Origin of the sequence: Streptomyces sp. NPDC012888, assembly GCF_042900645.1 — a bacterium.
Lineage (GTDB): Bacteria > Actinomycetota > Actinomycetes > Streptomycetales > Streptomycetaceae > Streptomyces.
In genome coordinates, this window is the sequence record NZ_JBIBBM010000004.1 from 1 (window position 1) to 14,100 (window position 14,100).

Below are 14,100 nucleotides of genomic sequence, written 5' to 3' on the forward strand. Positions count from 1 at the left end.
AGCGACGCGACGAAGGAGCGCCCTTGACAGGGCGGACGGCCCCGGAAGGACGATGGGACGGACGGGCAACCACCCCGACGCAACCAACGCCCCCGCCCGAGCGTGCCCCCGACATCCGGGCGGCAGGACGACAGCGGGGTGGGACGATGGCGGGGAGCAAGGGAGCTGGGATGCGTAAGCGGACGGTGTGGGCGGTCGGGCTCGCGGGCGTGCTGCTCGTGGGGTGTTCCGGGCAGCCGGCAGGGGCTCCCGGGGCGCGGACGACGCCTCCGGCGAAGCCCACCGCCACGGCGACCGCCGCTCCCACCGCGCCCCCCGCCAGGGGGTCCGTCACCGTGACCGGCGAGGTCGCGAAGGGGCTGGAGTCCCCCTGGGGCGTCGCCCCGCTGCCCGACGGCGACCTGCTGGTCGCCTCGCGCGACAGGGGCACGATCACCCGGGTCGACGCCCGCACCGGCGCGCTGACCGTGATCGGCGAGGTCCCCGGCGTGGCCCCCGGCGGCGAGGGCGGTCTGATGGGGCTGGCGCTCTCCCCCTCGTACGCCTCCGACCGGCTGGTGTACGCGTACTTCACCACGGAGTCCGACAACCGGATCGCCCGCATGCGGTACGACGAGCGGCGGACGCCCGGCCAGCAACTCGGCGCGCCGGACACGGTGTTCCGGGGGATCCCCAAGGGGCTCGTCCACAACGGCGGCCGCATCGCCTTCGGGCCGGACCGCATGCTGTACGCGGGCACGGGCGAGACCGGCGACACCGGCCTCGCGCAGGACCGGAAGTCCCTCGGCGGCAAGATCCTGCGGATGACCCCGGACGGCGACCCGGTGCACGGCAACCCCGAGGCGGACTCCGTCGTGTACTCGTGGGGCCACCGCAACGTGCAGGGACTGGCCTGGGACGGGGAGAAGCGGCTGTGGGCCGCGGAGTTCGGCCAGAACGCCTGGGACGAGCTCAACCTGATCGAGCCCGGCGGCAACTACGGCTGGCCCGCGGCCGAGGGGAAGGCCGGGAAGGCGGGCTTCAGGGATCCGGTGGCGCAGTGGCGCACCGACGACGCCTCGCCGAGCGGGATCGCCTGGGCGGAGGGTTCGGTGTGGATGGCCGGGCTGCGCGGCGAACGGCTGTGGCGGATCCCGCTGGACGGCACGAAGCCTGTGGCGGAGCCGGAGGCCTTCCTCACCGGCGCGCACGGCCGGCTGCGGACCGTGGTGGCGCTGGGTGGCGACCGGCTGCTGCTGGTGACCAGCGAGACGGACGGGCGCGGGTCGCCGGGGGCCGGCGACGACCGCGTGCTGACCCTGACGGTCCGCTGAGCCGCGGGCATCAGGCCCGGGCGAAGAGGCGGAGGCGGTGGGCGAGGGCGGCGGCTTCGCCGCGGCCCGCTACGCCGAGCTTGGCCAGGATGTTCGAGACGTGGACGCTGGCCGTCTTCGGGGAGATGAAGAGTTCCTCCGCGATCTGCCGGTTGGTCCGGCCGGCCGCCACCAGCCGCAGTACGTCCCGCTCGCGGCTGGTCAGGCCCAGCGACTCCACCGGGTCACGGTCCGCTTCCCCCCGCTCTCCCGCCCCGGGGGGTTCCGTGAGCGGGATCCTCGCGCGCTGGGCGAGCAGCGCCAGGTCCTCGCGGAGCAGCCGGGCGCCGAGCCGCTCGGCCTCGGCGTGCGCCTCGCGGAGCAGGCACGAGGCGTGGTCCCGGTCGCCGCCGGTGGCCAGCAGCGCCTCGCCGAGCCGGTGGCGGGCCCGGGCCAGCAGGTACGGCCGCTCCAGCGGCCGGATCGCGGCCTCGACCGCGGTCCAGTCGGCCGCCGCGTCCCGGCCCTCGGCGCGCAGGAGTTCGGCCCGGACGTAGTCGGCGTGGGCCGCCCACAGCGGGACGGGGGTGGCCAGGTTCCGCGCGGCGGTCCGGATCAGTGCGACGGCGTCGGCGCGGCCGGCCTCCGCGGCGGGCAGGCCGCGGGCGTCCGCCTCGGCGGTGGCGGCGGCGAGCAGCAGCGGCCAGGCGAAGCGGTGGTGGCCCAGCGGGAAGCCCTGGCCGACCGCGTCGGCCAGTTCGGCGCGGGCGTCGGCGAGCCGCCCCTCGCCCGCGGCCACGCCCACCGCGAGTCGGTGCAGCGGGATGCGGTACTGGGGCTGGAGGTCGTGGCTGCCGAAGTGCCGGTGGGCGGCGGCGAGCTGGGCGGCGGCCTCGGCCAGTTCGCCGCGGGCCAGGGCCAGGTAGGCCAGGCGGCTGCCGGCCATGCCCCGGGGGGCGGCGCTCTGGCCGGTCTCCAGGGCGCGGCGGGCGCCTTCCGCGGCCTCGTCCCAGCGGCCGATCCCGTACAGGCTCTCGACCATGTTGCAGCGGATCCAGGCCTGGGTGTCCGCGAGCCGGGCCCGGCCGGCCAGTTCCAGTCCGCGGGTGGCCACGTCGATGGCCTCGCGGGAGCGTCCTGCGCCTTCCAGCTGGTGGCTGAGGTTGATGTGGGCGCGGCCGGCGAGACCGTTGAGTCCGAGGGCGGTGGTCCGTTCCCCGACCGCGTACAGCTCGGCGAGGCCGGCTTCGAGGGAGCCCGCGTCGACGAGCAGGGAGCCGACGGTGATGCGGGCGTTGAGCTCGGTCTCCTCGGCGCCGACCGTGCGCGCGTACTCGGCGGCCCGTTCGGCGGCGGCCAGGTTGTCGGGGCCGGGGTCGTGGAGCATGCCCCAGCCGGCCGCGCGGACCAGCACCTCCGCGTGGACCTGGGACGGGGGCAGGCCCTTGACGAGCTCCTGGGCGGTGCCCAGCTCCTCCCAGCCGTCGCCGCGGGCGAGGCTGGCGACGAGCCGGGAGCGTTCGGTCCAGAACCAGGCGGCGCGCAGCACGTCGAGGTCGGCGGTGGCGCCGTCCAGGGAGCGCAGGGCGATCTTGCTGTGTTTCAGGGCGCGTTCGCGGTCGCCGCCGAGGCGGGCGGCGACGGTGGCCTCCGCCAGCAGGTCGAGGCGCTGGAGCGGGGTCGAGGCGTCGTGGCCGCACGGCGGGTAGGCCTCGGTGTAGTCGGCGGGGCGCAGCGCCTCGCGCACGTCGTCGGGGGCGCTGTCCCACAGGTCCAGGGCGCGTTCGAGCAGCCTGAGCTGCTCGGAGTAGGCGTGGCGGTGGCGGGCGGCGACGGAGGCGTCGAGGGCTGCGGGCAGCGCCTTGGCGGGGTCGTTCGCGCAGTACCAGTAGCTGGCCAGCCGGATGGTCCGCTCCTCGGCGCGGACGAGGGTGCCGTCCGCCTCCAGGGCCTCGGCGTAGCGGCGGTTGACGCGGGCGCGTTCGCCGGGCAGCAGGTCGTCGCTGACGGCCTCGCGGACCAGGGAGTGGCGGAAGCGGTAGCCGTCGCCGTCGGGGGTGGCGATGAGGATGTTGGCTCCGACGGCGGCGCGGAGCGCTTCGATCAGTTCGTCCTCGGACAGCCGGGCGACGGCGAGCAGCAGGGGGTACTCGACGGTGGAGCCGCCTTCGGCGACGAGGCGCACCACCCGCTGGGCGGCGTCCGGGAGCACCTCGACGCGGACCAGCAGCAGGTCCCGCAGGGATTCGGTGAGGCCGCTGCGGCAGCCGTTCGTCATGGAGGCGACGAGTTCCTCGACGAAGAAGGCGTTGCCGTCGGAGCGTTCGAAGACGGTGTCGACGTATCCCTCGTCGGGCTGGGAGGAGAGGATGCCGACGACCTGGCGGCGCACCTCGGCGCGGTTGAAGCGGGGCAGTTCGACGCGTTGGACGGTGCGCAGGCGGTCGAGTTCGGCGAGCAGCGGGCGCAGCGGGTGGCGGCGGTGGACGTCGTCGGCGCGGTAGGTGGCGACGATGACCAGGCGGCCGCCGGTGAGGCTGCGGAAGAGGTAGGCCAGCAGGTGCCGGGTGGAGGTGTCGGCCCAGTGGAGGTCCTCGAGGACGAGGACGACGGTGCGGTCGGCGGCGAGCCGTTCGAGCAGGCGGGCCGTCAGTTCGAAGAGACGGTGGGTGCTCTCCTCGTCGTGCGGGCCGCGGCGGGTCTCGCCGAGTTCCGGGAGGATCCGGGCCAGCTCGTCCTCCTGGCCGGCGGCCGCGGCGGCGAGTTCGTCGGGGAGGCGGCGGCGGAGGGTGCGCAGGGCCGTGGAGAAGGGGGCGAAGGGAAGTCCCTCCGCCCCTATCTCGACGCAGCCGCCGACGGCGACGACGGCGCCGCGGCGGGTCGCCTCGGCGACGAACTCCTCGGTGAGCCGGGTCTTGCCGACGCCGGCCTCGCCGGCTATGAGCAGGGCCTGGGGCTCCTGGCCGGCGGCGCGGCGCAGTGCGTCGGTGAGTACGGCCAGTTCGTCGGCGCGGCCGACGAACACCGGGCTGACGGATCTGGTCTCCACGGCGCCGAGCATCGCACAGGTGTCCGTGCCGGCGGCACTCGATATCGGGACGCTCCTCATCACGCGTCCGTTCCCGCGGGTGACGGCGCGCCGGCTACGCGGCGCGGACGAAGCGGCTCCGGTGGCGGTTCACCCGCCCTTCGGTTTCCTGGCCGCGAGAGGAGCGGGACGCCTCGGCGGCGAGCCGGGCCCGGCGGTAGGCCTCGGCCTCGCGGATGAGGTCGGCCTGGCGGGCGGCGGCGATCTCGTACTCGAACATGTCGTTTCCCCCTGGTGGGTCTTCTCGGGCACCTGGTCCGGTGTGGTCCAAGATTCGCGTCCCAGGGGGTGCCGGCACATCGGGAGCATGCCGCATCTGCCGGCGCCGGGGGCCTTAGGGCGGGGCGGCGGTCACGGGGCGCGGACCCTAAGGCGGCGCGGGGGGTGCTTAGACGGGCCCGGGCACCGCCTGGGCGGGGCAGCGGTGCGCGGACGTGCCCGGGCCTGCCGGACGTGCCTAGGCGGTGCCGGGCGCGGTGTCGGGCGCGGTGTCGGGCGCGGTGTCGGCGGGGCGCCATTCGGGGGCGAGGAGCGCCCAGATCTCGGTGTCCTGGCGGACCCCGCGGTGCAGGTGGTTCTCGCGCAGGACGCCCTCGCGGGTGAAGCCGAGCCGTTCGGCGACGGCGATGCTCTTCTTGTTGCCGGAGGCGACGTGCCACTCCACCCGGTGGATGCCCCGGACGTGGACCGCCCAGTCGATGAGCACCCGGCACGCCTTGGTGACCAGGCCGCGGCCGACGGCGGCCGGCTCCAGCCAGCAGCCGACCTCGCAGTTGCCGGCCGCCGCGTCGAAGGCGGGGAAGAGCACGCCGCCGACGAGGGTGCCTCCGACCCGGATGCCGTAGAGGCGTACGCCGTCGTCGGCGGCCTTGGCGGCGTTCGCGCCGAGCATCCCGCGGGTGGACTCCAGGTCGGTGGCCCGGTCCGGGAAGGGCACGAACTGGCCGATGAACTCGCGGCCGCGGTCCATGTGGGCCAGGAACTCCTCGGCGTGCCACACCTCCAGCGGGAACAGCTGGGCGTCGTCGTCCAGGTCTATCGAGAACACGCGGTCTCCTTGCGGCTGGTCACCGGTCAACGGGTAACGGCCGCCGGACGGTCGTCCTCGCTCGGCCGCTGCGCGGGAAGTGTCGCACGTGACGGCGGGTGTTCGGGGGGTTCGATGCTGATCCTGGGGAGCCTGCGGTCGAGCCGGCGGGGCAGCCACCAGTTGGCGCCGCCGAGGAGGTGCATCAGCGCCGGGACGAGGAGGGTGCGCAGGACGAAGGCGTCGAGGGCGACGGCGGCGGCCAGGGCGATGCCGAACATGGCGATGAGGCGGTCGCCGCTGAGGACGAAGGCGAGGAAGACGGAGATCATGATGACCGCGGCCGAGTTGATGACCCGGCTGGTCTCGGCCAGGCCGACCCGTACGGCGCGGCGGTTGTCGCCGGTCTCCAGCCACTCCTCGTACATGCGGCTGACGAGGAAGACCTGGTAGTCCATGGAGAGGCCGAAGAGGACCGACACCATGATCACGGGGAGGAAGGGTTCGATGGGCCCGGCACTGCCCAGGCCCATGGGTTCGCTCCCCCAGCCCCACTGGAAGACGGCGACGACCACGCCGAAGGAGGCGGCCACGGCGGCGACGTTCATGACGGCGGCCTTGAGCGGGACGGCGACGGAACGGAAGGCCAGCAGCAGGAGCACGCAGCCGAGGGTGACGACCACGCCGACGAACAGCGGCAGCTTGCCGATGATCACCTGGGCGAAGTCGTCGTAGGCGGCGGTGACCCCGCCGACGTACACGTCCATCCCGGTGCCGTCCTCGGCGCGGGGCACGACGTCCTGGCGGAGCCGGTCGACGAGGTCGCTGGTGGCCCGGGACTGCGGGGAGGAGTCCGGCAGGACGGTGACCACGGCGGTGTCCCGGGCCTCGTTGACCAGGGGAGGCAGTACCGCGGCGACGCCGTCGGTGTCGCGCAGGGCGGCGGCGAGCCGGTCGAGGGCGGCGGCCTGGCCGGCGGCGGTCCCGTCGGCGGTCCCGTCGGCGGAGGCCTGGCCGGCGGTGTTTCCGCCGAGCTGCGCGACCAGGGCCAGCGGGCCGTTCACTCCCGGGCCGAAGCCGTCCGCCAGCAGGTCGTAGGCCTGCCTGGTGGTGCTGGTCGCCGGGTTGTTGCCCTGGTCCGAGGTGCCGAGGTGGAGGGAGAGGGTGGGCAGGGCGAGGACGGCCATCACGGCGGTGGCGACCAGACCGAGCAGCTTGGGGCGGCGCTCCACGAACGCGGACCAGCGGGCGGCGAACCCGGTCGGCGTCTCGGGCCGCGGGCCTTCCTCCGCGAGGCGGCGGCGCTCGCGGCGGGAGAGCGCGCGGGGGCCGATCCAGGAGAGCAGGGCGGGCAGCAGCGTCACCGAGGCGGCGACCGTCAGCAGCACGGTGAGGGAGGCGGCGACGGCCACGCCGTCGAGGAAGTCCAGGCGCAGCACGAGCATGCCGAGCAGGGCGATGCAGACGGTGGCGCCGGCGAAGACCACGGCCCGGCCGGTGGTGGCCACCGCGGCCTCGGCGGCCTCCTCCACGGGCAGGCCCCGCTTGAGGCCCTTGCGGTGCCGGGTGACGATGAACAGCGCGTAGTCGATGCCGACGCCCAGGCCGACCAGGGTGCCCAGCATGGGTGCGAAGTCGGCGACGGGCATGGCGTGTCCGAGCAGGGTGGTGCCGGAGTAGGCGGTGCCGACGCTGACCAGGGCGGTGGCGATCGGGAGGAGGCTGGCGGCGAGCGAGCCGAAGGCGAGGAAGAGGACCACGGCGGCGACGGCCACGCCGATGGCCTCGGCGAGGTGGGAGGTGGGGGCCTCGGTGAGCTGGACGGCCCGGCCGCCGAGCTCGACCTGGAGGCCGCCGGCCTCGGTCCGCGGGTTCTTCGCGGCGTCGACCACCGCCTTCGCCTGCGCCCTGGGCACGGCGTCGGCCTGCCGGTCGAAGGTGACGACGGCGTAGGCGGTACGGCCGTCGGCGCTGATCTGCGCGGCGCCCCCGGGCCGGTAGGGGCTGGTGACGGCGCCGACGCCGTCGAGCCCGGCGATGTGGTCCAGGGCCCGGCTCATCCGCTGCTCGACGTCGGGCGTACGGGCGGTCTGGCCGGGGGGTGTGCGCCACACGACGGTGTCGGTGTCGCCGCCCTGGCCGGGGAAGCCGGCGCGCAGCAGGTCGCCCGCCTTGCCGGACTCGGTGCCGGGGACCTGGTAGTCGGTGGAGAACGCGGTTCCGGCGGTGGCGGCGGACGCGGCGGTGCCGCCGAGGGCGAGGAGCCAGATCAGTACGGCGACGAGGCGGTGCCGGAGGCACCACCGTGCGAGTGCTGCCAACGGAACGTGCTCCCTGGTGGTTCGGGTGGGCGACGCCCGGGGGGTCGCCCCGGGATGGTCCACGGACGCCACCATCGCAGCGTTTCGTGATCGTTGGTCCGTTTCGTGTGCATCGTCACAGGGTTCGGGGCGGGTCCGTCTCCGGGACCGGGACCGGGACCTTGTACCCGGGGACGGAGGGCCAGCGGACGGTGAGGACGACGGTGTCCTCCTCGGCGTACCAGGAGTGGTCCACGCCGCGGCCCCAGACCGCGTAGTCGCCCTGCTCGGCGAGGATGACGGTGCGGTCGGGGAATTCGAGGCGGAAGCGGCCGCTGATGAGGACCTGGAGGGCGGTGCGTTCCTCGCCGTGCACCCACTGGGCGCGGGCGTCGCCCTTGGGGTGGACGCCCCACTTGATCTCCACGCCGGTGCTGTGCCGGGGGTCGCCGGGGGGCTTGAAGTGGCCCAGGAGCCAGCCGTGGTCCAGCGCGGCGTCCGCTGCCGCCCGACCGACGTGGATGTCACTCATACCCCGGCACGCTACCGGCTCCCCCGCGGCCACCGCTCCGCCCGACCACAGGGGGCTCCGCCCCGCACCCTCCCCCAGACTCCGTCCGGGGGGACCCCCACTCCTCGAACGCCGGAGGGGCTGGATTTCCCCGCTCGGAGCCGGTCCGGAGAGCCGGGCTGCCTGCGAGGGCGAGGGGCCGGGCGGAGGCGGGGCGCGGGCCGGACGGGACAACGGGCTCCGGCCCCCCCGGGCGGGGCGGCCGGGCACCGGCCGGCGGCGGGGGCTACGCGGAGGGGCGCCAGTAGCCGAGGCTGTTCACGCGGTGCTTCGGGAGGCCGAGGTCCTTGCGGAGGTAGCCGGTCAGCGTCCGCGTCGTCACCGTGTCGCACGCCAGCCACACGTACGCCGTCTCCGCGTCCGGCGCCAGCCCCGGCAGTTCGGCGCGGACCCGGTCGACCAGCCCCGCGCCGCCGCCCGTGCGGGCCACGCGCCGGATCTCGTGCCGCTCCGGGTCCAGCCGTACCGGAAGGTCCTCGTCGGCCTCGTGCTGGGTCTCGAACCAGATCGTCGCCGGGGTGCCCGGGTACCGGCCCAGCAGGGAGTTGATGGCCGGCAGCGACGCCGGGTCGCCGATCAGCAGGAGCCGCCCGGGCTCGGGGTCGGGCGCGGTGAAGCCCGTGCCCTGGACCGTGGCCTCGATGGCGTCGCCGGGCACAGCCCCCCGCGCCCAGTCGCTGGCCACGCCGTCGTGCAGGGCGAACTCCAGGGAGAAGGTGCCCGCCTCCCGGTCGGGGTCGACCAGCGTGTAGGCCCGCTGGTGCGGCTTGCCGTCCGCCGCGAACCACAGCCGCACCCACATCGTGGGGTGCAGCGAGTCGCCCGCGGCCGCGAGGAGCCCGCCGTCGGTGAAGTGGACCCGCCGGTAGTGGTCGGTGACCGACTCCGCGCCCGTCACCGTGAACGTGAAGTCCTTGCCCCGCAGGAGCTTGAGGACCACACCCTCCCAACCCTTGCCGACGGCCATGTCCGCCCCTTCCCCTGAACCCCGATACAGTTAGGCCAGCCTAACCTAATGCACTTGGGGAGCAGTGTGAGCTACGAGGTCTTCCGGGACGCCTACGGCATCCCCCACCTTCGCGCGTCCGGCCATCTGGAACTCGCCCACGCGCAGGGCCGGACCACCGCCCTGGACCGGGCATGGCAGCTGGAGGTCGAGCGGCACCGGGCCCAGGGCTCCACCGCCGCCTTCCTCGGCCAGGAGGCCGTCGGCTGGGACGTGTTCGCCCGCCAGGTCCGCCTCGACGACACCGCGCGCCGCTGCTACGAGGCCCTCGACGCGGACACCGCAGCCTGGGTGCGCGCGTACGCGGACGGGGTCGGCGACGGCCTCGCCGCGGGCGCCGCCCGCGACCCCCGCTTCGCCGCCACCGGCCTGGTGCCCACCCGGTGGGAGCCGTGGGTCCCGCTGTCGATCTGGCTGTCCACGCACATCCTGTTCGCCGGCTTCCCCAACAAGCTGTGGCGCGACCGGGTCGCCCGCGCCCTCGGCTCGGAGGCCGCCACCCTGTTCGCCACCGACGGCCCCGGCACCGCCGGCAGCAACGGCTGGCTGGTGCCGGGCGACCGCACCGCCACCGGCTCCGCCGTCATCGCCGGCGACCCGCACCGGTTCATCGAGGACCCGGGCGTCTACCAGCAGATCCGGCTCGCCTGCCCCGAGTACGACGTGCTGGGCCTGGCCGTCCCCGGCGTCCCCGGCCTCGCCCACTTCGGGCACACCGGCGGCGTCGCCTGGGCCATCACCAACGCCATGGCCGACTACCAGGACCTGTACGTCGAGGAGCTCCGCCGCACCCCCGGCGGCACCGTCGAGGCCCGCGCCGAGGGCGACCGCTGGGAGCCCGTGGCCCGGCACACCGAGACCGTCTCCGTCGCCGGCGGTGAGGACGTCGAGGTCGAGGTGCTGGAGACCGGCCGCGGCGTGGTCGTCGTCCACGAGGGCGTCGACGGCGCGGACCGCACGATGAGCCTGCGCTACCCGCCCCGGGTCCGCGCGGAGCTCGGCTTCTCGGCCCTGCCCGCCCTGCTGCGCGCCCGTACGGTCGACGACGTCGACGCGGCGCTGGACGCCTGGGCGGAGCCGGTCAACGTGGTCCACGCCGCCGACACGCGGGGCGGGCTGCTGCACCGCGTCGCGGGCGCGGTGCCGCTGCGCGACCCGGAGAACCGGCTGCGCCCGGTACCGGCCTGGGAGGCCCGCCACGCGTGGCAGGGCTGGGCCGGGACCACCGCCGAACCCGTGCAGGGCTTCGCCGTCATGGCCAACGCCCGCGGGATCGCGTCCCCGTTCGGCGTGGAGTTCGCGCCGCCGCACCGCGCCAACCGCATCCGGGAGCTGCTCAGCGGCTCCGACGACTGGACGGCTCCCGGCATGGCCGTCATCCACCGGGACACCCACCTCGCCTCGGCCGCGGCCCTCCTGGACCTGCTGCCGTCCCTCGACGGCCTGTCCCCCGAGGCCGCGGCACTGCGCGACCGGCTCCTCTCCTGGGACCGGCACATGGAGGCCGACAGCACCGACGCCACCGTCTTCGCCGCCTTCCGCACCGCCACGGCCCGCCGGATCGCCGCCGACCCGGCCTTCGAGGCCCTGACCGCGCCGCCCACCGGCCCCGAGGTACTGCGCCCTTGGCAGTACCTGCTCCCGAAGACCGGCTACGCCCTCGAAGGCCTGCTCACCACCACCCTGCTGCCCGGGCTCGACCGGGCCGGGCACGTCCGGGCCGCCCTGGAGGAGACCGCGGCGGCGGCACCGGAGGTCCCCTGGGCCGAGGTGCACCGGCTGGCGCCCTGGCAGGCGCTGCCCGACGCGTCGGCCGACTGGCCGGGGCTGGGCGGTGACCACGACTGCGTCAACGCCACCTCCTCCGTGCCCGGCGTGACCGACCTCGCCGCGCGCGCCTCGGCGGCCCGCTACGTGTGGGACCTGGCCCGGCGGGAGGACAGCCTGTGGGCGGTCCCGCTCGGCGCCGACGGCGTCACCGGCAGCGCACACCACCGCGACCAGCTGCCGCTCTGGGCACGGGGTGACCTCGTCCCGGTCGTCACCGACTGGTCCCTCCTCAGCCTCGAAACCGCCGAAACCGCCGAAACCGTGGAGAACACGGAAAAGGAACAGGAAAACGCATGAGACCCAGCTCCCCCACCACCGGCTCCCCGCGTGCGGACGTGTACGCCGAGACGATCGAGGGGTTCGGCACCGTCCGCTTCACCCCCGTCGACCCCGCGTCCGACTCCGCCGTGCTGCACTCCTGGGTCGCCGAGGAGCGCGCCGTGTTCTGGGGCATGAACGGCGCGAGCCGTGAACTGGTGCAGGAGATCTACGAGGACGTCGACCGGCGCGACACCCACCACGCGTTCATGGTGCGCCTGGACGACGAGCCGGTCGCCCTGTTCCAGACGTACCAGCCGGAGGAGGACCGGGTCAGCGAGTGCTACCCGGTCCGCGAGGGGGACGTCGGCGTCCACCTGATGCTCGCCCCGGCGGCGGGCGCGCCCCGGCCCGGCTTCAGCCGGACCCTGATCGGGGCGCTCGTCCGGTTCACCTTCCGCGACCCGGCCGTCCGCCGCGCGGTGGGCGAGCCCGACGCCCGCAACGACAAGGCGCTCGCGCTGCTGACGAAGATCGGCTTCGTCCCGCAGGGCGAGATCCTCCTGCCGGAGGTCGACCTCCCCGAGGTCTACCTCCCGGAGAAGCGCGCCGTACTCGCCTTCCTGGACCGCCCGGCCGGGCTCGGCCCGGCCCTTCCCGCCCCCGAGGACCCCGAGGACCCCGAGTGACCGACCCGAACCACACCACCACCCGCCGCGCGCCCGTCCACACCCAGTACGTCGAGGGCTTCGGCACGGTGACCATCACCCCGGTCGACCCCGCCTCCGACGCACCGCTGATCCACCGCTGGGTCAGCGAGGAGCGGGCCCGCTTCTGGGGCATGAACGGCGCGAGCCCGGAACTGGTCCGGGAGATCTACGAGGACGTCGACCGGCGCGACACCCACCACGCCTTCCTCACCTCCCGCGACGGCGAACCGGTCGCCCTGTTCCAGACGTACGACTGCGCGGCCGACCGGGTCGCCGAGTGCTACGAGGTGCTGCCGGGCGACATCGGCGTGCACCTGCTGATCGGCCCGGCCGGCGAGGGCGCGGAGCGCGGTTTCACCGCCTCCCTCCTGACCGCCTTCATCGACTACGTCTTCGGGCTGCCGGGCACCCGCCGGGTGGTCGCCGAGCCGGACGCCCGCAACGCCAAGGCCCTGGCCCGGCTGGAGCGCACCGGGTTCACCCTCGGCCCGGAGGTCGAGCTCCCCGAGATCGACCTCCCCGAGGTGTACCTGCCGGCGAAGCGGGCCCGGCTGGCGTTCCTCACGCGTTGACGAGGAACTCCCGGACCAGGCCCAGCCATTCCTCCGGGCGCTCGGCGAACGGGAGGTGCCCGGTGGGCAGTTCCGCGTACCGGGCGCCCGGGACGGCCGCCGCCAGCTCCTGCTGGAGCGGCAGCGGCACGAGCCGGTCCTCGGTCGTGGCGACGACCAGGGTCGGTACGCCGATCCGCGCGAGGTCCGCGCTCAGGTCGGCGCCGGCCACGAGGGCCGCGTGGTCCCCGCCGCCGGGCGGCAAGGAGGCGGCGGTGTCCCGTACGACCGCGGCCAACTGCTCCGGGCTCAGGCCCTCCAGTACCGTCTTGCTGAGGGCGAGCGGGAGGAGGGTCCGGGCGAGCAGGTCGTTCTCACCGCGCCCGGCGAGCTCGGACCACACGCCGGCGATCAGCGCGAGCTGGTTGTCGGCGTACGGGAAGCTGGCCGTGAGGACCAGGGCGGTGACCCGCTCGGGATACCGGGCGGCGATCCGCACGGCGACGTTCCCGCCGAGCGAGTACCCGAGCACGGCGAAGGTGTCGAGCCCCTCCGCGTCGGCGGCGGCGACGAGTTCGTCGGCGAGCTCGTCCAGGACGAGCGGGGCGGCGGCCCGTGGCGTACCGCCGGTGCCGGGGTAGTCCACGCCGACGACGGTGTGCGTGGCCGCCAGCCCGTCGAGGATCGCGCCGAAGTTGCCCTCGACGGAACCGCCGCTGCCGTGCGCGAGCAGGAGTCCGGGCCCGCCGCTCTCGTTGCGGACGGTGCGGGCGTAGGTGGCGGTGGCGGTGGGCATGGGTGTCCCCGTTCTTTTTCGAAACGATCACTACAGAAATAACCGTACGGCATTTAACTAGTGAGCGCTACAGAAAGATTCTTGTACGGGTGGTGTACGGGCCGACGGGGCGTCAGTACGAGGCCCGTGGGGCATGGGTCACGCATGCGTCAGACGAACAGGCCCCAGCGCAACGCCTCTTGGATGGTCATCGGCGCGCTGCTCGGCCAACTCCGCAAGAAGGCGGGCTACACCCAGGGACAGCTGGCCGAGCTGCTGCACGTCGACCTGGAGACGGTCGCGTCGATCGAGCAGGGCCGCCGGCTGCTCCAGCCGAGGCTCGCCGCGCGGCTGGATGACCTGCTGGAGACCGGCGGTCTCCTGACCACGTCGCTGGCCAAGGTCCCCGTCCGGGAGAGGTATCCGGCGTTCGCCATCGAATACATCGAGCACGAGCGGACAGCCACGAGCCTCCAGTCGTACGAAAACGCGCTGATTGCCGGACTGCTCCAGACCCCGGAGTACGCGGCGGCCGTCTTCGGCAGCCGCGTTCCGCCCTTCACTAAGGAGGAGACCAAGCAGAACACCACCCGGCGGCTTGAGCGTCAGGCGATCTTCTCGCGGAAGCCCGCGCCGCCGATGATGCACTTCATCCTGGAAGAGGTGATCCTGCGGCGCCCGATTGGCGGCCG

The 14,100-nt window shown here is 74.6% G+C and carries 12 protein-coding genes; 5 read left to right on the plus strand and 7 right to left on the minus strand.

The genetic code is table 11. The features are described from left to right. Window positions 1-170 precede the first annotated feature (170 nt). Window positions 171-1,313 (plus strand): PQQ-dependent sugar dehydrogenase, encoded by a 1,143-nt coding sequence (locus tag ACFY61_RS07440; protein WP_389468215.1) that lies wholly within the window; start codon window positions 171-173, stop codon window positions 1,311-1,313. Window positions 1,314-1,323: 10 nt separating this feature from the next. Here ACFY61_RS07440 and ACFY61_RS07445 read toward each other — a convergent pair whose 3' ends face one another. The 6 genes from ACFY61_RS07445 to ACFY61_RS07470 all read right to left on the minus strand — a co-directional run bounded on the left by ACFY61_RS07445 (window position 1,324) and on the right by ACFY61_RS07470 (window position 9,245). After that, a complete protein-coding gene (locus tag ACFY61_RS07445; RefSeq protein ID WP_389468217.1) occupies window positions 1,324-4,401 on the minus strand; it encodes an AAA family ATPase in 3,078 nt (1,025 codons plus the stop codon). A gap of 34 nt (window positions 4,402-4,435) precedes the next feature. Beyond that, the gene (locus ACFY61_RS07450) at window positions 4,436-4,600 is read right to left on the minus strand and encodes a hypothetical protein (RefSeq protein ID WP_389468220.1); all 165 of its coding nucleotides are present in this window, start codon (window positions 4,598-4,600) and stop codon (window positions 4,436-4,438) included. A gap of 237 nt (window positions 4,601-4,837) precedes the next feature. Then, entirely contained in the window at window positions 4,838-5,428 is a 591-nt protein-coding gene (locus ACFY61_RS07455; RefSeq protein WP_389468223.1) for a GNAT family N-acetyltransferase, read from the minus strand. A 26-nt stretch (window positions 5,429-5,454) separates the two neighbouring features. Continuing rightward, a complete protein-coding gene (locus ACFY61_RS07460; RefSeq protein WP_389468226.1) occupies window positions 5,455-7,728 on the minus strand; it encodes an MMPL family transporter in 2,274 nt (757 codons plus the stop codon). A gap of 115 nt (window positions 7,729-7,843) precedes the next feature. Beyond that, entirely contained in the window at window positions 7,844-8,239 is a 396-nt protein-coding gene (locus tag ACFY61_RS07465) for a signal peptidase I (RefSeq protein WP_389468229.1), read from the minus strand. A 265-nt stretch (window positions 8,240-8,504) separates the two neighbouring features. Continuing rightward, on the minus strand, window positions 8,505-9,245 hold the full coding sequence (locus tag ACFY61_RS07470) for a siderophore-interacting protein (protein ID WP_389468231.1): 741 nt from the start codon (window positions 9,243-9,245) through the stop codon (window positions 8,505-8,507). 66 nt (window positions 9,246-9,311) lie between these two features. On the opposite strand from ACFY61_RS07470, the gene ACFY61_RS07475 reads away from it, so the two are divergent. The 3 genes from ACFY61_RS07475 to ACFY61_RS07485 are packed head-to-tail and all read left to right on the plus strand — an operon-like array spanning window position 9,312 to window position 12,654. After that, window positions 9,312-11,411: a penicillin acylase family protein gene (locus ACFY61_RS07475; RefSeq protein WP_389469267.1), complete on the plus strand. Its 2,100-nt coding sequence runs from the start codon at window positions 9,312-9,314 to the stop codon at window positions 11,409-11,411. Further along, window positions 11,408-12,061 carry a GNAT family N-acetyltransferase gene (locus tag ACFY61_RS07480; protein ID WP_389468233.1) on the plus strand — a complete coding sequence of 218 codons (654 nt, stop codon included), beginning with the start codon at window positions 11,408-11,410 and terminating at the stop codon, window positions 12,059-12,061. The genes ACFY61_RS07475 and ACFY61_RS07480 overlap by 4 nt, the downstream gene beginning before the upstream one ends. Then, window positions 12,058-12,654 carry a GNAT family N-acetyltransferase gene (locus tag ACFY61_RS07485; RefSeq protein ID WP_389468236.1) on the plus strand — a complete coding sequence of 199 codons (597 nt, stop codon included), beginning with the start codon at window positions 12,058-12,060 and terminating at the stop codon, window positions 12,652-12,654. Before ACFY61_RS07480 ends, ACFY61_RS07485 begins: the two co-directional genes overlap by 4 nt. On the opposite strand, the gene ACFY61_RS07490 is transcribed toward ACFY61_RS07485, so the two are convergent. Next, window positions 12,644-13,429 carry an alpha/beta fold hydrolase gene (locus tag ACFY61_RS07490; RefSeq protein ID WP_389468239.1) on the minus strand — a complete coding sequence of 262 codons (786 nt, stop codon included), beginning with the start codon at window positions 13,427-13,429 and terminating at the stop codon, window positions 12,644-12,646. The genes ACFY61_RS07485 and ACFY61_RS07490 overlap by 11 nt on opposite strands. A gap of 144 nt (window positions 13,430-13,573) precedes the next feature. Here ACFY61_RS07490 and ACFY61_RS07495 point away from each other — a divergent pair. Then, window positions 13,574-14,100, plus strand: a 527-nt coding sequence (locus ACFY61_RS07495) for a Scr1 family TA system antitoxin-like transcriptional regulator (RefSeq protein ID WP_389468240.1), incomplete at its 3' end; no start/stop codon positions are given.